The sequence below is a fragment of the Bradyrhizobium sp. AUGA SZCCT0176 genome, from assembly GCF_018130145.1.
Lineage (GTDB): Bacteria > Pseudomonadota > Alphaproteobacteria > Rhizobiales > Xanthobacteraceae > Bradyrhizobium.
The window spans coordinates 375,163-392,493 of sequence record NZ_JAFCMB010000003.1 but is presented as its reverse complement, the minus strand read 5'-3'; the positions used below and the strand labels follow the sequence as shown (position 1 = coordinate 392,493).

At 62.4% G+C, this 17,331-nt stretch carries 16 protein-coding genes; 12 read left to right on the top strand and 4 right to left on the bottom strand.

The window, feature by feature from the left end:
• Positions 1-28 precede the first annotated feature (28 nt).
• The 3 genes from JQ600_RS10070 to JQ600_RS10060 all read left to right on the top strand — a co-directional run bounded on the left by JQ600_RS10070 (position 29) and on the right by JQ600_RS10060 (position 2,275).
• The gene (locus JQ600_RS10070) at positions 29-928 is read left to right on the top strand and encodes a transglutaminase family protein (RefSeq protein ID WP_212390177.1); all 900 of its coding nucleotides are present in this window, start codon (positions 29-31) and stop codon (positions 926-928) included.
• A 2-nt stretch (positions 929-930) separates the two neighbouring features.
• A complete protein-coding gene (locus JQ600_RS10065) occupies positions 931-1,743 on the top strand; it encodes a transglutaminase family protein (RefSeq protein WP_212489889.1) in 813 nt (270 codons plus the stop codon).
• A 133-nt stretch (positions 1,744-1,876) separates the two neighbouring features.
• The gene (locus JQ600_RS10060; protein WP_212390176.1) at positions 1,877-2,275 is read left to right on the top strand and encodes a gamma-glutamylcyclotransferase; all 399 of its coding nucleotides are present in this window, start codon (positions 1,877-1,879) and stop codon (positions 2,273-2,275) included.
• 107 nt (positions 2,276-2,382) lie between these two features.
• Here JQ600_RS10060 and JQ600_RS10055 read toward each other — a convergent pair whose 3' ends face one another.
• Positions 2,383-2,949 carry a chlorite dismutase family protein gene (locus tag JQ600_RS10055; protein WP_212489888.1) on the bottom strand — a complete coding sequence of 189 codons (567 nt, stop codon included), beginning with the start codon at positions 2,947-2,949 and terminating at the stop codon, positions 2,383-2,385.
• A gap of 186 nt (positions 2,950-3,135) precedes the next feature.
• On the opposite strand from JQ600_RS10055, the gene dnaG reads away from it, so the two are divergent.
• Both dnaG and rpoD read left to right on the top strand, forming a co-directional pair.
• Complete coding sequence (gene dnaG, locus JQ600_RS10050) at positions 3,136-5,172, top strand: DNA primase (RefSeq protein ID WP_212489887.1); 2,037 nt, start codon at positions 3,136-3,138, stop codon at positions 5,170-5,172.
• Between the two features lie 251 nt (positions 5,173-5,423).
• Positions 5,424-7,553, top strand: coding sequence for an RNA polymerase sigma factor RpoD (gene rpoD, locus JQ600_RS10045; protein WP_212207706.1), 2,130 nt, complete (start codon positions 5,424-5,426; stop codon positions 7,551-7,553).
• Positions 7,554-7,879: 326 nt separating this feature from the next.
• Here the strand turns inward: rpoD and JQ600_RS10040 are convergent, their stop codons facing one another.
• Complete coding sequence (locus tag JQ600_RS10040; RefSeq protein ID WP_192736715.1) at positions 7,880-8,116, bottom strand: hypothetical protein; 237 nt, start codon at positions 8,114-8,116, stop codon at positions 7,880-7,882.
• 129 nt (positions 8,117-8,245) lie between these two features.
• Here JQ600_RS10040 and JQ600_RS10035 point away from each other — a divergent pair, with 129 nt between their 5' ends.
• Both JQ600_RS10035 and JQ600_RS10030 read left to right on the top strand, forming a co-directional pair.
• Entirely contained in the window at positions 8,246-9,184 is a 939-nt protein-coding gene (locus JQ600_RS10035; RefSeq protein WP_212390173.1) for a DUF817 domain-containing protein, read from the top strand.
• Positions 9,105-9,977 (top strand): phage Gp37/Gp68 family protein, encoded by an 873-nt coding sequence (locus tag JQ600_RS10030; RefSeq protein ID WP_312017252.1) that lies wholly within the window; start codon positions 9,105-9,107, stop codon positions 9,975-9,977. Before JQ600_RS10035 ends, JQ600_RS10030 begins: the two co-directional genes overlap by 80 nt.
• 71 nt (positions 9,978-10,048) lie before the next feature.
• Here the strand turns inward: JQ600_RS10030 and JQ600_RS10025 are convergent, their stop codons facing one another.
• A complete protein-coding gene (locus tag JQ600_RS10025; protein ID WP_212390172.1) occupies positions 10,049-10,990 on the bottom strand; it encodes an OmpA family protein in 942 nt (313 codons plus the stop codon).
• A 129-nt stretch (positions 10,991-11,119) separates the two neighbouring features.
• On the opposite strand from JQ600_RS10025, the gene JQ600_RS10020 reads away from it, so the two are divergent.
• From JQ600_RS10020 to JQ600_RS10010, 3 genes are all read left to right on the top strand, one after another.
• Entirely contained in the window at positions 11,120-11,923 is an 804-nt protein-coding gene (locus JQ600_RS10020) for a lytic transglycosylase domain-containing protein (protein WP_212390171.1), read from the top strand.
• A 249-nt stretch (positions 11,924-12,172) separates the two neighbouring features.
• Positions 12,173-12,979 (top strand): lytic transglycosylase domain-containing protein, encoded by an 807-nt coding sequence (locus tag JQ600_RS10015; protein ID WP_212263093.1) that lies wholly within the window; start codon positions 12,173-12,175, stop codon positions 12,977-12,979.
• A 134-nt stretch (positions 12,980-13,113) separates the two neighbouring features.
• The gene (locus JQ600_RS10010; RefSeq protein ID WP_212390170.1) at positions 13,114-13,866 is read left to right on the top strand and encodes a hypothetical protein; all 753 of its coding nucleotides are present in this window, start codon (positions 13,114-13,116) and stop codon (positions 13,864-13,866) included.
• A 679-nt stretch (positions 13,867-14,545) separates the two neighbouring features.
• Here JQ600_RS10010 and JQ600_RS10005 read toward each other — a convergent pair.
• The gene (locus JQ600_RS10005; protein WP_212390558.1) at positions 14,546-15,424 is read right to left on the bottom strand and encodes an SDR family oxidoreductase; all 879 of its coding nucleotides are present in this window, start codon (positions 15,422-15,424) and stop codon (positions 14,546-14,548) included.
• A 148-nt stretch (positions 15,425-15,572) separates the two neighbouring features.
• On the opposite strand from JQ600_RS10005, the gene JQ600_RS10000 reads away from it, so the two are divergent.
• Positions 15,573-15,968, top strand: coding sequence for a response regulator (locus tag JQ600_RS10000; protein ID WP_212263090.1), 396 nt, complete (start codon positions 15,573-15,575; stop codon positions 15,966-15,968).
• Positions 15,969-16,173: 205 nt separating this feature from the next.
• Positions 16,174-16,788, top strand: coding sequence for a LysE family translocator (locus tag JQ600_RS09995; RefSeq protein ID WP_212390556.1), 615 nt, complete (start codon positions 16,174-16,176; stop codon positions 16,786-16,788).
• Positions 16,789-17,331: the final 543 nt, after the last annotated feature.

Here is a 17,331-nt window from a genome sequence, read left to right as displayed (position 1 = left end):
GGCCCAAAATCACGATGATTGTTTGACGATGCCGTTACTCACGATTCACCACAAGACCGTATATCGCTACACGCACCCGGTGGCGTTCGGCGAACACCGCATCATGCTGCGTCCGCGCGACGGCCATGATCTGCGCGTGCTGTCCGGCAGCCTGGAGATCGAGCCGCAGCCGATGCAGCTGCGCTGGATCCATGACGTGTTTGGCAACAGCGTCGCGATCGCGACCTTCGACGAGCGCGCGCAGACGCTGTCGTTTACTTCGATGGCTACGATCGAGCACAACCCGGCGGAAGAATTCGCGCTGACCGCGGATGACCCGGCCTACTTCTATCCCTTCCAGTACGACGATGAAGAGTTTCCCGACCTGGTGCAGTTCATCACGCCGCAATATGGCGATCCGAACGGGGATCTGTCGTTCTGGGCGCGGGGATTTCTCGAATCCGACGGGCCGACGCGGACCTACAACATTCTCAGCGGCATGACCCATGGCATCCGCGAAGCTTTCACCTATCGCAAGCGTCACGAGCAGGGCACGCAGCATCCTCTCGATACGCTGCAGACGAAGTCGGGCACCTGCCGCGACTATGCGCTGTTCATGATCGAGGCGCTGCGGCGGCTCGGCATCGCCGCGCGATTCGTGTCCGGCTATCTCTTCATTCCCGGCGACAGTGCGCATGGTTATGTCGGCGGCGGCTCGACGCATGCATGGGTGCAGGTCTATCTGCCGAGCGCGGGCTGGATCGAGTTCGATCCGACCAATGGCATCATCGGCACCCGCGACCTCATTCGTGTCGCGGTAGCGCGCGATCCGCGCCAGGCTATCCCGCTGCACGGCGCCTATCTCGGCTCGGCGGACGCCTTCGTCGGCATGGAGGTCAATATCAACGTCGTCTCCGTCATTGACGAAGCGCAGCCGGAAAAGGTCTGATCATGGAGATCAAGGTCGGCTTCGAGATCGCCTATGCGGCCGTGCAGCCGACGCCGATGGTGATCATGCTCTCGATCCATCCGTCGCGTTTTTCCGACATCGTCGGCACGGAAAGCATTGTCGCCGAGCCTGACGTGCCGATCGGTTTTTATCGCGACATCTTCGGCAATGTCTGCGGACGGCTGGTGGCCCCCAGCGGCGGCGTGACCTTGCGCGGCAGCGCGCTGGTTCGCGATTCCGGATTGCCCGATATTGTGATGCCGACCGCGCAACAGATCCCGATCGACCAGTTGCCCGACGGGGTGCTGCAATATCTGATGCCGAGCCGCTATTGCGAGACCGACAAGCTCACCGATATCGCCTGGTCGCTGTTCGGCAACACGCCCGAGGGCTGGGCGCGGGTGCAGGCGATCGTCGAGTTCGTCCACAACCATGTGACCTTCGGCTACCAGCATGCGCATCACATGAAGTCGGCGCATGACGTCTACGAGCAGGGCGCCGGCGTGTGTCGCGATTTTGCCCATCTGGCGCTGACCTTCTGCCGCTGCATGAACATCCCGGCGCGCTATTGCACCGGTTATATGGGCGATATCGGCATTCCGCCGGATCCCGCGCCGATGGATTTCTCCGGCTGGTTTCAGGTCTACCTGTCCGGCCAGTGGTACACCTTCGACGCCCGGCACAATCACCCGCGGATCGGCCGCATCCTGATGGGCACCGGCCGCGACGCCGCCGACGTCGCGCTGACCACGAGTTTTGGCCGCATGGATCTCGTCAAATTCGTCGTCGTCAGCGACGAGGTGGTGGTGGCTTGATTGTCGACGCCCCGTCATTCCGGGGCGATGCGCAAGCATCGAACTCGGAATCTCGAGATTCCCCGGTGCGCAATTGGCGCACCTGAGGTCTGGTGCTTGCGCACCATCCCGGAATGACGGTTATAAGCAGCCCATGATCTCCGACCGTCTCTTCGTCTACGGCACCCTGATGCGCGGCTTCGACCATCCGATGGCGAAGCTGCTGTCGCGCAGCGCCGATTTCATCGGCGAGGCCACGTGCCGCGGCCGGCTCTATCTCATCAAGCACTATCCCGGGCTGGTGCTCTCGAATGAGTCTGATGACATCGTGTCCGGCGAATTGTATCGCCTGCGCGACCGCGATGCGTTGCTCGGCGAGTTCGACATGTACGAGGCCTGCGGCCCGGGCTTTCAGGCGCCGACCGAATATGTCAGGCAGATGCTGAACGTCACGCTCGCCGACGGCAGCGCGAGCGAGGCGTGGACGTATGTCTACAACTGGCCGGTCACCGGCCTGCCGCGCATCGCTTCGGGGAAGTTTCTGGAGCAGTAGAATCCGTCATGCCCGGGCTTGTCCCGGGCATCCACGTCTGTCTTTTCGTGTTGACCGAAGACGTGGATGGCCGGGTCAAGCCCGGCCATGACGAGGATGGAGGACGGCTACCCCGCCCCGAGCGGCTCCTGCTCCAGCCGCACATCGACCTCGCGCTCGACATACGTCCATTCCTCGGTCGCGCGCAGCGTCGCGACCAGTTCATCGAACAGCGCGGCATTCGCCGGGTCGTATTCGAACCAGGTCAGGAAATCGAAGGGCTCGCCGAGGTCGCGGCAGTGATAGAGCTGGCGGGCGATCGCTGGGAGATATTTCAGGCTGGCGGCGATGTGCTGCGACTTGTCCTCGAAAATCCCGCGCCGCTCTTCCTGCGTCAGGTCCCACCACGCGGCGCTCTTCTTGATCGGGATCAGCGCCGCGCAGGTCGCTTCGGGGCGCCCGAGCCCGGCCTGCGCCGCCACCAGCTTTTCCTTCTCGGCGCGCTCGGTATAGCGCACATGGCTCGCGACCCCGGCGAGCCGCCAGGAGGTCTGCGAGGGCAGGATCGGCAGCGCGATCGAGGGGGATTGGACAACGGAGAGCGCCGGCGCCCGCAACAGCCCCGCGCCCTTGACCGCGGCCTGCGACACCACCTGCCAGGCCCCGCTTTGCCCGCCTCTGAAGGTCGTGAACATGGCGACATGGAAGCGTGGAACCGGGCCGGGTTCAAGATGTCATCTGGGCCATCCGGGATAACAGGGCCTGTGAATAGCGGCGAGAAAGCCAATTAGCTTCGTATTTTACCGGCGCGTCCCTATATCCATGGCCGGTTGGCCAACGTGCTAGAATCCGGACCAGCGACTCAAGGCCCCAATTCACCCATGCGCTTTACGCCCCAATTCCTCGAAGAACTGCGCGCCCGGCTTCCGGTCTCCGAAGTCGTGGGGCGGCGCGTCAAGCTGAAGAAGGCGGGGCGGGAGTGGAAGGGGCTGTCGCCGTTCCAGCAGGAGAAGTCGCCGTCCTTTACGGTCAACGACCAGAAGGGTTTTTACCACGACTTCTCCTCCGGCAAGCATGGCGACATCATCTCGTTTTTGATGGAGACCGAGGGCGTCGGTTTTACCGAGGCCGTCGAGCGCCTCGCCTCGATGGCCGGCATGGCGCTCCCGGCGGTGACGCCGGATGCGGCAAAGCACGAGCAGCGCCGCAGGACGATGTATGACGTGATGGAGCTTGCCGCCAAATTCTTCGCCGACACGCTGGCTTCGCGGGGCGGCGCCAAGGCGCGCGGCTATCTTGCCGACCGCGCGATTTCGCCGGCGACGCAGCTGCAATTTCGCATTGGTTATGCGCCCGGCGAACGCTTTGCACTGAAGGAATATCTGGGCGCGCAGGGCATCCCGACCGAGGACATGGTCGAGGCGGGGCTGCTCAACGGCGGCGAAGACATTCCGGTGCCGTACGACAAATTCCGCGACCGCGTGATGTTTCCCATCACCGATGTCCGTAATCGTGTGATCGCCTTCGGCGGCCGGGCGCTGGAAAAGGACGTCCCCGCCAAATACATGAATTCGCCGGAAACCCCGCTGTTTCACAAGGGCGACAATCTCTACAACCTCGCCACCGCGCGGCAGGCCACGCATGACGGCGCGTCCTTGATCGTGGTCGAAGGCTATGTCGACGTCATCGCGATGGTCACCACTGGCTTCAAAGCCAGCGTCGCGCCGCTCGGCACCGCGCTGACCGAAAACCAGCTGATGCTGCTGTGGAAGATGGCGGACGAGCCGATCCTTTGTTTCGACGGCGACAAGGCCGGCAAGAAAGCGGCGTGGCGCGCCGCGGACCTCGCGCTGCCGCATCTCAAGCCCGGCAAGAGCCTGCGCTTTGCGCTGCTGCCCGAGGGACAGGACCCCGACGACCTCGCGCGCTCCGGCGGCCGCGCTGCGATCGAGGAAGTGATTTCGGCGGCGCGTGGTCTCGCCGATATCGTGTGGTCGCGCGAGATCGAAGGCGGCACGTTTGCAACGCCGGAGCGGCGCGCGGCGCTGGAAGCGCGGATCGGCGAACTCAGTAACGGCATCCGCGACGAAGTGGTGCGGCGCTATTATCGCCAGGATCTCTCCGAGCGGCTTCGCAACACCTTTGCCCCCGAAAGCGGCCGCGGCGGCTATGGCCGCGGCAATTTCGGCGGCGGCAATTTCGGCGGAGGACGACCCGGCGAATCAGGCCGCCGTTTTGCCTCCCGCGCCTCCTTCACCCCGGGCCCGGCGGGCCGGGCGGCCCCCTATGGCGGCCGCGGGCAGGCGAACTCCGCCAGCCAGACCATCAACCGCGGCCCCTACCAGGCCGCGAGCCCCCAGCTTGCAAATAGCCCGATCATGCGCGGCCAGCGCAGCGCGATGTCCCGCCGCGAGGCGCTGATTCTGCAATCCCTGATCAACCACCCTTGGCTGCTGCACGACCATCTGGAGGAGGTGGCGGCCCTGGAACTGGCCCATCCGGAGGCCAACAAGCTCCGCGCCGGTATTATTGCAGCCTTCGCCGGCGATCATCACCATTCCCCCGATGTCGAAGAACAGGCCGAGAAAATGCGCGCCGATCTCGAAGTGCGCGGATTTTCACAAGTACTTCAACGGGTTGGCAGCGCGATCACGACCGGGGCGGTATGGGGCGTGCAGATCGGCGCCGCCCGGGAAGACGTTCTTTCCACCTGGCAGCAACTCGTTGCCTTGCATCAGAAAACACACGCCTTACTTAGGGAAAAGAAGGATGCCGAGCTGGCCCTGGGCGAGGAGTCCAGCGAGGCCAATCTGGCGTGGTTAAAGGACGTCAGCGCCCGTTTGGAGTCGCTGGACGGCACCGAGGCCCTGATTGAGGGTTTTGGCGAGCTTTCAGGCCGATTCCGGCAAAGCGTCTGATTAAGCGTCAGATGAAAAAATGATGCGGACGGCTCGTGCCGGAGCCGTTAAAAGACTCGCCAAACCCATGGTTTGGCTGCAAAAACAGGGTTAAGCGAAGCTTAAGAGCCTTACGGCTAGTAGACATAACCGGCGAAACGGGGATTCGGGGTGGCGACAGTCTGCGCCGCCCTTTCCGCGTCGTGACTTACTTTTCGTATTGCAGGTGCGGCGGCCGCATCCTGCATGAGCGCGTTTCGGGAGCTTGATGAATGGCCACCAAGGCAAAGACGCTGCAGGTTAAAGACAAGGAAAAAGACGACAAGGCAGCGGACGCCCCCGAGAAGGACTCGCCGGACGCCCCGTCGCCGTTGCTCGATCTGTCGGATGCCGCCGTCAAGAAGATGATCAAGCAGGCCAAGAAGCGCGGCTTCGTGACCTTCGATCAGCTCAACGAAGTTTTGCCTTCCGACACCACCTCGCCCGAACAGATCGAAGACATCATGTCGATGCTCTCCGACATGGGCATCAACGTGTCCGAAGCCGAAGAGGCTGATAGCGAGGACGAGAAGGAAGAGGCCGACGACGAGACCGACAACGAGCTTGTCGAGGTCACGCAGAAGGCCGTCACCGAGGTCAAGAAATCCGAGCCCGGCGAGCGCACCGACGATCCCGTCCGCATGTATCTGCGCGAGATGGGCACGGTCGAGCTGCTGTCGCGCGAGGGCGAAATCGCCATTGCAAAACGCATCGAGGCCGGCCGCGAGGCGATGATCGCGGGCCTCTGCGAAAGCCCGCTGACGTTCCAGGCCATCATCATCTGGCGCGACGAACTCAACGAAGGAAAGATCTTCCTTCGCGACATCATCGATCTCGAAGCCACCTACGCCGGCCCCGACGCCAAGAACAACATGAACCCGGCGATGCTGGCGGCGCCCGTTGGCCCCGACGGCCAGCCGGTCGCTGCTGCCAACGGCAATGGCGCACCTGCGCATGTCGCGCCGCCGGCCGCCCCGCCGTCGGCGACGCCGTTCCGCGCAGCACCAGCGTCCGCGCCCGGTGGCGACACCGAGGAAAAGGATCCCGCTGAGGCCGCCGCCGAAGGCGACATGGACGACGACGAGTTCGAAAACCAGATGTCGCTCGCGGCCATCGAGGCCGAACTGAAGCCGAAGGTGGTCGAAACCTTCGACAAGATCGCCTCCGAGTACAAGAAGCTGCGCCGCCTGCAGGAACAGGATATCGCCAACCAGCTGCAGAGCGAGACGCTGTCGCCCTCGCAGGAGCGCAAATACAAGAAGCTGAAGGACGAAATCATCGTCGAGGTGAAGTCGCTGCGGCTCAACCAGGCCCGTATCGATTCACTGGTCGAGCAGCTCTACGACATCAACAAGCGCCTGGTCTCGTTCGAAGGCCGCCTGCTTCGTTTGGGTGACAGCCACGGCGTCGCGCGCGAAGACTTTTTGCGCAACTACCAGGGCTCGGAACTCGATCCGCGCTGGCTCAACCGTGTCTCGAAACTCTCCGCCAAAGGCTGGAAGAATTTCGTCCATCACGAAAAGGACCGCATCAAGGACCTGCGCCACGAGATCCAGTCGCTGGCCGCTTTGACCGGGCTTGAGATCGGCGAATTCCGCAAGATCGTGCACGGCGTGCAGAAGGGCGAGCGCGAAGCCCGCCAGGCCAAGAAGGAAATGGTCGAGGCGAATCTGCGTCTCGTGATCTCGATCGCCAAGAAATACACCAACCGCGGCCTGCAGTTCCTCGACCTGATCCAGGAAGGCAATATCGGCCTGATGAAGGCGGTCGATAAGTTCGAATACCGCCGCGGCTACAAGTTCTCGACCTATGCGACATGGTGGATCCGGCAGGCGATCACGCGCTCGATCGCCGACCAGGCGCGGACCATCCGCATTCCCGTGCACATGATCGAAACCATCAACAAGATCGTGCGCACGAGCCGCCAGATGCTGAACGAGATCGGCCGCGAACCGACCCCGGAAGAGCTCGCCGAAAAGCTCGGCATGCCGCTGGAGAAGGTTCGAAAAGTCCTGAAGATCGCGAAAGAGCCGCTCTCGCTCGAAACCCCCGTCGGTGACGAGGAAGATTCGCATCTCGGCGATTTCATCGAGGACAAGAACGCGATCCTCCCGATCGACGCGGCGATCCAGTCCAACCTGCGCGAAACCACCACCCGCGTGCTGGCCTCGCTGACGCCCCGCGAAGAACGCGTGCTCCGCATGCGCTTCGGCATCGGCATGAACACCGACCACACGCTGGAAGAAGTCGGCCAGCAGTTCTCGGTCACCCGCGAACGTATCCGTCAGATCGAAGCCAAGGCGCTGCGCAAGCTGAAGCATCCGAGCCGGTCAAGGAAGCTGCGGAGCTTCCTGGATAACTGATTTCAGATTGTCATGCTCGGGCTTGACCCGGGCATCCATCCAAATGAAAGCGGCGGGCCTAGGCCCGCCGTTTTTGCTTGGTCCGCGATCACGCACCTGCACGCGCCTTGCATCAAACTGCCTCCACACCGGCGGTGCGCTCCCTCTCCCGCTTGCGGGGGAGGGCCGGGGTGGGGGTACCTCCGCGAGTCACGCTGAGTCACGGGGGCGAGGATCGTCCAGCATTCACAATCGTCATGCCCGGGCTTGTCCCGGGCATCCACGTCTTGGCTTCAATATCAAGAAAGACGTGGATGGCCGGGACAAGCCCGGCCATGACGAAAACCCTACTTCTTCTTCGCCCCAACCCGGCTGATGCTCTTGATCTCCAGCGGCGTGCGGCCGGATTTCTCGGCGATCTCACGATCCTGCTCGAGGATGAAAGCGCGCGCCGGCTCGTCGCCATCGAGCCCGCCGAGCAATTCGGCAGGCACGCGCCGGTTGGAGCGCTGCGAGTCGTCTTCATAGACGACATTGAAGAAGGCAAACTCGCCTTTGGGATTGGTCCCGGGTTTCTTGGCCATGCGGGCTTTTGGTCGATATGGGGGGCGGTGTCAAAGAAAAATGAGAGACGCATACACGGCGCGCAAACTGAGCGAAATCCGCAAATATTTGCCAACTTTGCACCGCGTTCCACCGCCACCGTCGACGGCATGCATCGCGCCCCTGACCAAACTCCCAATACGTCAGAGCCGAGCGCCGCGGCGATCTGGCCGCCCCTACGGCCGTTCATATCGGGCGAACGGCGCCTTGGCCTGTGGATGGCGCAGCGGCGGTGGACGACATGGTTTTACGAATTCCTGCGCTTCGGCCTGAAGCAGGGCTGGGCTTGCCTGTTCGGTGGCGTCGCGGTGGCGCTGATGATCGCGACTTGGCGCTACTATCCGGCGGATGCGGCAGTTCCACGTTACGACTTGCTGCTTCTGTGCATGATCGCCGTCCAGATCGGGCTGTTCGCGGGCCGGCTGGAGGCTAAGATCATCTTGATCTATCACGTGGTCGGCACCGCGATGGAGGTCTTCAAGACTTCCGTGGGCTCCTGGATTTACCCGGAGGCGAGCTTCTTCCGCATCGGCGGCGTACCGCTGTTTACCGGCTTCATGTATTCCTGCATCGGCAGCTATCTCTGCCGCGCTTGGCGGCTGTTCGATTTCGCCTCCTCGAACCACCCGCGGCGGCGCAGCTTGGTCGCGCTCAGCATTGCTGCCTATCTCAACTTCTTCACCCATCATTTCATCGTCGATCTGCGCTGGCTGTTGTTCGCAGTATCAGCGTGGCTGTTCGGCCGCACCACGATCCATTTCAGGGTCTGGCACGAGCGCCGCGCGATGCCGCTGCTGCTCGGCCTTTTGCTGGTGTCCGTGTTCATCTGGCTGTCGGAGAACATCGGGACCTTTACGAAAATCTGGCTCTATCCGTCGCAGCGGCACGGCTGGTCGATAGTCTCCATCGACAAGCTCGGCTCTTGGTTTTTGCTGCTGATCATCAGCTACACGCTAGTGAGTTTGATCAATGCGCCGCGAGCGATGGGTGCCGCGCGAAGCAAGGTTGGCTCACGCCCGGCTGGCGCGGCTGCAAAGGTATCCGCCTGACGTCGACGTCGCGGCGCAACACTGCCTAAACTTGCAATTTGAAATTGTTCATGTTATGTTCCAATTGGGATTAAAGTCTGACTGTAGGTATGCTCCAACATACGCACGCAAAGGTAGAGGTTGGAGCAATGGCGCAAGCTCAGTAACGGATCAGGGCGTTGCTTCGTTTACCCGGATTAGCGGCGGTCGCGCAAAGTGGAATGGCAAAATCGTGCTCGATCGAAAGGCCCTTCAGCTACCGAAGACATGGAAGCGGGGAAAGACTATCTTCGTAAACTCCATGTCGGATCTCTTCCATGATGATGTGCCGTTAGAGTTCATCCGTGAAGTCTTCAGCACGATGGCTTCCACTCCGCAGCATACTTATCAAGTACTTACAAAAAGAGCTGAACGAGTTGAATCGTTCTCGTCTGAGTTAGTCTGGCCCAGCAATGTATGGCTCGGCGTAAGTGTTGAGAATGAAGAATTTGAATGGCGCATTGATTCTCTCCGTCGCACGGATGCCGTGGTCAAGTTTTTGAGTTTAGAGCCGCTACTTGGCCCGCTCGATAGCTTGAATCTCGAAGACATTGATTGGGCTATCGCTGGAGGCGAAAGTGGCCCGGGTGCGCGCCCGATGAATGCCGAATGGGTCAGGTCAATTAGAGATCAATGCAATGCGGCAAACGTTGCCTTCCATTTTAAGCAGTGGGGCGGCGTAAATAAGAAGAAAACGGGTAGAGTCTTGGACGGGCGGACTTGGGACGAATATCCAGCTCGGAAACTAAATTCTGAACCTCGTCCCACGCTTTAAATGCAACTGCGCTATCGTTGCGGTCGAACTGAAGGTGACAACAGTTACGCGCAGCACGCACCCTAAACCCCTCACGGCGCCACCAACTCCACCCGCCTGTTCAACGCCCGTCCTGCCTCACTCGCATTCGACCCCACCGGCGACAGATGCGCGACCCCGGCCGTGCGCAGCCGCGGCGCACCGATGTGGTAATTCTTCACCAGCTCCTCGGCGATCGCTTCGGCGCGGCGGCGCGAGAGGTCGAGGTTGTAGGTGTAGGGGCCCTGGCTGTCGGTGTGGCCGACGATGAAGACGCTGAGCGCGACCTGCGAGGCCAGCAGCTTTGCGATCTGTTCGAGGGTGGGGCGGCTTTCGGGCCGGATGATCGCCTTGTCGGTGTCGAAGTAGATGCCGTAGAGCGCGACGCGGCCGGTCTCGCGCAGGCCCTTCTCCATGACGGTGGCATCCACCATCTTGTTCTCGATCGCGCCCAGTTCGGCGATCGTGAGCTGTGCGTAGATATCGCGGTTGTTCTCGCTGACGATGACGCTGGCATAAATCTCGCGTCCGTTCTCGCTCTTGCGCGCCGAAAAGTAATGGTAGTTGAAGCCGTCCACCCACATCTGCGGGATCGGCAGCGCCTCGATCGCCTCGGTGAAGGGAATGCCGCCGCAGGCTTCGGTGTCGCAGCTCAGCAGCGTCTCGAATCCGGCCTTTGTCAGCTGGGTCTCGAAATTCCGTGATACCTCCGTGATCGAGGGGCCGGGACTGGTGCGATAGGCGATGCGGGTGATGCGGCCTTCGAGGCGCGGCGTATCCGATGGCTTGCCGTCCTTGAAGACGGCTGCCTGCATCCGCGCGACATCGAAATTCTTCACCTGATGTCCTGAGATCACGCTGCCGGCGAAACGGCCGATGCCGGGAAAATCCTTCGAGCCCACGACATCGCGGGTCTGCGCCAGGGCCGCGGCCGGGATGAGCGAAAGGGCGAGCAAAACGAGGAGCGGCTTGATGATCGCGTGGGGAAGGGCCATTCGGAAAATCTCTGCATTTTTAGGAAAGATACCGGCCAAGCGGCCTTGCCGCAACGCTCGAAGCGCGGCGGCAGACGTGCTAGAAGCAGACCTGATATTCCGGCACCCACACTGAAGATGGTTTCCCCCATGCACTTCTTTCGCCATGCCTTTGCCTTCTGCTCCCTTGTTCTTGCCGTTTTCCTCACATCCTTGTCGCAAGGATATGCCGCGCAATGCGGCAACTCGGCCGCCGGCTTCGACGCCTGGAAGCAGTCGTTCGCCGGCGAAGCGCGGGCCAAGGGCATCAGCGCCGCGACCGTCCAGGCCATGATGGCGACGAATTACGCGCAGGCGACCATCAATGCCGACCGCGGCCAGCGCAGCTTTCAGCTGTCGCTCGATCAGTTTCTCGCCAAGCGTGGCGCCAACGCGATCGTCGCCAAGGGGCGTCAGTTGAAGAATTCGCAGGCCGCGCTGTTTTCTTCCATCCAGCAGCGTTACGGCGTGCCGCCGGGGCCGCTGCTCGCGATCTGGGGCATGGAAACCGGCTTCGGCGCCGTGCGCGGCAACCAGAACATGCTCTCCTCGATCACGACGCTGGCCTATGACTGCCGGCGCACCGCCTATTTCACCGAGCACCTTTACGCGGCGTTGCAATTGATCGATCGCGGCGTGCTGTCGCCGAACCAGCGCGGCTCCATGCACGGCGAAGTCGGCCAGACCCAGTTCATGCCAAAAGCCATTTTGGCCTACGGCACCGGTAATCTCGAGAACTCCGCCAACGCGCTGAGCTCGGCCGCGAATTTCCTCAAAGCCCATGGCTGGCGCGCCGGCGCCGGCTACCAGCCCGGCGAACCCAACTTCGCCGCCATCCAGGCCTGGAACGCAGCGGGGGTTTATCAGAAGGCGATCGCGCTGATGGGGCGGCAGATCGATGGGGGGAGCGAGTGAGGGTGGTGTGGTGTGAACCACAAATAAAGCCGTCCCGGGCTTGAGCCACAACAAACTGTCGTCCCGGGCTTGACCCGGGACCCATAACCACAGGCGATAGTTGGGTTACACGCCAGTCGTTATCTTCCTTTTCCTACAACGGGAGCCGCGGCGTATGGGTCCCGGCTCAAGGCCGGGACGACGAAAATTAGCTCCGCGCCCTCTTCTCATGGCATGATCGACACAACCTGGACGTTACAAGGGATTCGCATGCGTAAGCTTTGTTTGGCCGTTTTGTTCGGCGCCGTCATCGCCGCCAGCCCCGCTCACGCCGCCCGCTGCGGCGGCGATTTCAACGCCTTCGTGGCGGCGATATCGCAGGAGGCCGCCGCCGCCGGCGTTTCGCAGGGCGTGATTTCGCAGGCGTTGTCGGGGGTGACACAGGATCCCGCGGTGCTGGCCTTTGACCGGCGCCAGCGCGGCACCTTCAACAAGACGTTCGAGCAATATGTCTCGACCCGCGTCGGGCCTGGGCGGATCAAGATGGGGCGGCAGATGCTGCTGAAGCACGCCTCGCTGCTGTCGCGGATCGAGAAGCAGTACGGCGTGCCGCCGGAGATCATCGTCGCGATCTGGGGACTGGAATCCGATTTCGGCAAGGGCGACGTCGGCAAGATGCCGGTCGTCCGCACGCTCGCCACCATGGCGCATGATTGCCGTCGCACCGAACTGTTCCAGGGCGAGCTGATCGCGGCGCTGAAAATCGTGCAGCGCGGCGACCTGCCGCTGCGCGACATGATCGGCGCCTTCGCCGGCGAGATCGGCCAGACGCAATTCCTGCCGTCGTCCTACATCAAGTACGGCGTCGATTTCGACGGCAACGGCCACGTCGATCTGCGCCATAGCGTCCCCGACGTGCTCGCCTCGACCGCCAATCTGCTGCACGTCTCCGGCTTCAAGCCCGGCGCGCCCTACAGCGAAGGCACGCCGAATTTCGAAGCCATGCGCGAATGGAACAGAGCCACGATCTATCGCAAGACGATCGGGTATTTTGCGGATCAATTGGCGGGGCGGTAAGCGAGGCAATCGCGACTGCGTAGGGTGGGTTAGCGGAGCGTAACCCACCGCTTCCGTGAAGTGGCACCGTGCCCCTGAACGCAACGCGGCCTGGACGCGACTACCCGACTCCATGAAAGCAAAGGGTGGGTGCCGTGGCTTCAATCCGCTTGACTGTCGGCGCAACTATCCTCGTGACCGGTGCGGCAATGGCGATCGGCGGCGCGCTGCTGTCTCCGGACGCTTATTTGGGCGTCAACCTTCCCATGCGGTTCGCCGTGCCCGACTTCGCCAACTGGCTCGGCCGCGATGAGCTCGGCCGCGATACGCTCAGCCGACTGCTCGCCGGCGCAACCTATACGCTGGGGCAAACCTTGGCGACGGCAGCGTTCGCTCTGGCGACCGGCCTGATGGTGCGTCTCCTGACGCGGCGGTTCGAACGCGTCGTCATTGTTCTCGCGCGCGCCCTGTTCGTGGCGCCGAAATTCCTGCTCGGGCGTTCGCCCGTCGGCCATATCATGCTCGCAGCTCTCGGCGCTGCATCGTTGTTGCCGGGCTTTCTTGCTGTCATCGCTGGCATCGCCTGGCTCGGTCCCGGACACGGCAGGAGCATCGTCGGCTTCGGAATGATGTTTTCCGTCGCCGTAGCCTATCTGCGGGTTACGGCCCCGCCATCGCTCGCACGCCTCGGCTTGCTGCTGCTCGGCTGGCTCATCGTGCCGCTCAGCGCGTTGGACGCGATCGGCCTCGGCCTAGAGCCGCCGCGGCCCAGTTGGGGCATCATGGCGGGCGGGCTGCACGGTGCACTCTCGCTCTCCGTCGTGCTGGCCGGCGCGTGCATCGTGTTGGTTGCCGCCGCGGCGATCATGGCGGCGGACGCGCTTCAATCCGATCCTGCGACAAAATAACCCGACGGGCAAATCAGTTCTGATTGTCAGAAATCATGTCAAGCCCTAAATTTCCGAAAATCAAAAATATTTCCCTTTCCTTCGACCCAAATCACCGGCACATTCTCACCCATCCCGTCCCACTCAGAGGGGCGTCGGCCGTCGTCACGACGAGGGACGGGTCGCGGTGGACGCTGATGTGGCGATTGACGGTCGCGGCTGAAGCGTACGGCGAAAGCGTGTGGTCCTGGCGCCCGTAACGGCGTCAAGTCTTTCGGGAGCCAACGCTTCCGAGGGGCGACGGTGGCAATAGAGGCCGTCTCACCGGGGAGAGCGCGTCATAAGCCGTAAAGCCACTGCGCAGGGAATGTCGGATGTTCTCCGCTGCCCTGTATGCTCATGTGCAGCATTCTTATGCACAGTCGCACATGAGACCGCGGGTGCAGCGCGCATCCGGCATTCCCTGCGCCCTCTGAATTGGGGGCGGAAGAGATTTCTTGCAAACCTCGGGCGCATCGCGTCGCGAGATCGCGAAGGTGTGTTCTTAGTCGTCGTCCCGGACAAGCGAAGCGCGATCCGGGACCCATACGCCGCGGCCTCTCGGCGAGAGCGCTGGCGTTAGAGACCTTGAGCAACAACGACTGCCGCGGAGTATGGGTCCCGGCCTTCGCCGGGACGACACCGAATGTATGGCAGCGTCCTACGAAACCTTCCCCGCACTGACAGCCTTCTCCAGCCGTTTCGCCAGCACCGCCCAATACGTCGCCGGCCGGAAGCGCTGCAAGAGATCCATGTACCACGCGTCGTTGCCGATCAGAATCCGCGGCTGGTTTTTCTCGATGCCGAGGATGATGCGCTGTGCTGCCGCCGGCGGCGTCGTCTTCGCCACCGCATCGAAGCGGTCGATCGATTGCGCGCGGCGGGCGTTGTCGGTGACGCCGGTGCCGGTGCGGGAATTGCGTACGATGCTGGTGGCGACGCCGCCGGGATGCACCACCGACAATCGCACTGAACTGTTCGCCATCGCGAGCTCATGCCGCAGGCTTTCCGAAAAGCCGCGCACCGCGAATTTCGCCGCGCAATAGGCGGTCTGGCCGGGCGGCGCGATGATGCCGAAGATCGAGGAGAGATTGACGATATGCGCCTCGCGCTGCTTCGCCAGAATCGGCAGGAACGCGCGCGTGCCGTGCACCGTGCCCCAGAAATTGATGTTGAACAGCCAGTCCATCTGCGCCTGTTCGATCTCGTTGAACTGGCCGAGCAATGCGACGCCGGCATTGTTGATCACGATGTTCAGCTTGGGATGCGCGGCGCTGGCGGCGGCGGCGAATTCCGCGATCTGGCCGGGCTCGCCGATGTCGACGCGGTGCGTCGAGACCTTGCGCGGCTGCGCCTTGGTGATCTCGGCCTTGGCGATCTCGGCCTTGGCGATCTCGGCGGCGACCTGCTGCAGTCCGGCCTCGTCGCGGTCGGCGAGCGCCAGATCGCAGCCGCGCGCGGCCAGTTCAAGCGCCAGGGCGCGGCCGATGCCGCTGGCCGCGCCGGTCACGGCGGCGGCCGATCCATTGATGGCAGTCATGCGAGGTCAGCTCCGACAGATGAGAAAACAGGCAGGCGCGCGTTGCGGCGCGGGTTCCCGCATCTTTCGCAAATTGGAACCGAACATAAAGCGATTTTCGGCCTTAACCCCCGTTAGGTTGATGAATACCCATTCAGGAGGGCGACTCATGGGACAATCAAAACCCTTTCGCGCGACCGCACTCGTTGTCGAAGACGATCCGATGCAGCGGGAAATGATCTGCCTGTTGCTGGAAGAAAGCGACATGGACGTGATCGAGTGCGAAAGCGCGGAGGCCGCCGAACTGGTACTGGAAGAGGCGGGGGCGAGCCTTGTCCTGATGATGACCGACGTCCAGCTCGCCGGCCACAAGAACGGCGTTGAGCTCGCGCATGTCGCCAAGAACATTAATCCGGACATCGATGTGATCGTCACCTCGGGCAAACCGCTGCGGCAGAAGCTGCCGGATGGCGCCAGATTCTGGGCGAAGCCCTGGGCGCCGCTGGACGTGATCCGCGAGGCGGAAAGGATGTCGATCGCCTGGAGCCGGATGGGCGAGGCGTAGCGGGGGTACTCCCATCATCGTCATGCCCGGCCTTGTGCCGGGCATCCACGTCTTGGCCGCAAGGCAAGGAAGACGTGGATGGCCGGGTCGAGCCCGGCCATGACGAAAAATTGCTTTCAACCCGTGAGGCTGCGCTGCTTCCGCGACCGGCCGCGCCATGATATGGCCGACTGGCGCCGCATCCGCAGCCAATGGGGTCTGATTGATGACATGGTCCTTCCTGCTCACCACGCTGATCGTGGTCGCATCCCCCGGCACCGGCGTGCTCTACACGCTGGCGGTGGCGCTGACGCAAGGCGGCCGCGCCTCGATCGCCGCCGCCTTCGGCTGCACGCTCGGGATACTGCCGCAGATGCTGGCGGCGATGCTCGGGCTTGCCGCCGTGCTGCATACCAGCGCGCTGGCGTTCGCGGTGTTGAAATGGTGCGGCGTGGTCTATCTGCTCTTCATGGCCTGGCAGGCGCTGCGCGAAACCGGCGCGCTTGCGATCGACGCCCGGCCGGCGCCGGGGCGATCGAGCCGGCGGGTGATCGTCACGGCGGTCCTGATCAACATCCTCAACCCAAAGCTCTCGATCTTTTTCCTCGCCTTCCTGCCGCAGTTCATCGCGGTGGACGAGGCCTATCCATTGGCCCGGATGCTGGAATTGAGCGGGGTCTTCATGGCGATGACGTTTGCGGTGTTCGCGCTCTACGGCCTGTTCGCGGCCGGCGTCCGCGACCGCGTCATCACCCGGCCGAAGGTGATGGCCTGGCTGCGCCGCAGCTTTGCGGCGGGATTTGCCGCGCTGGGCGCGAAGCTGGCGTTTGCCGAGAGATAGATGTTTTCGTCATGCCCCGGCTTGACAGGGGCATCCAGTACTCAAGGTCTGTCGGTGTGTACTGGATCGCCCGGTCAAGCCGGGCGATGACCCCGGAAACAAAAAGCGGGCCCGAGGCCCGCTGCTTTCGAAATCGAATGGTTTTGCAATTGGGAGGCTTGAAAGTGGAAGCCTTGAACGTAAGTAGAGCCTTGAAAGTCGAGCTTTGAAAGTGGGGCCTCGAAGGTGGAAGCCCGGGCGGAACTGAGCGCCCCACCCGGGCCAAAATTCACTTCTTCGACTTCTTGGCCTTCTTCGCCTTCTTCACCTTTTTCGCCTTCTTCGCTTTCTTAGCCATAGTAAATCCTCTCAAGGTTTTAATGGATTGAAACGCGACTCCGAGGCATGCTTGGCGGAGGGCCAACCTCGCAACATCCTCAAGATCAATTGCAACAGATTCGCGGCGCGCTGCCGCGTGCTGTCACGTCGCCGTCATCACGTTATCCACAGTTGTTATGCATTTTGACGTGCTTTTCCGCCAAAATGCCGTTCGGTAGCGCCGAT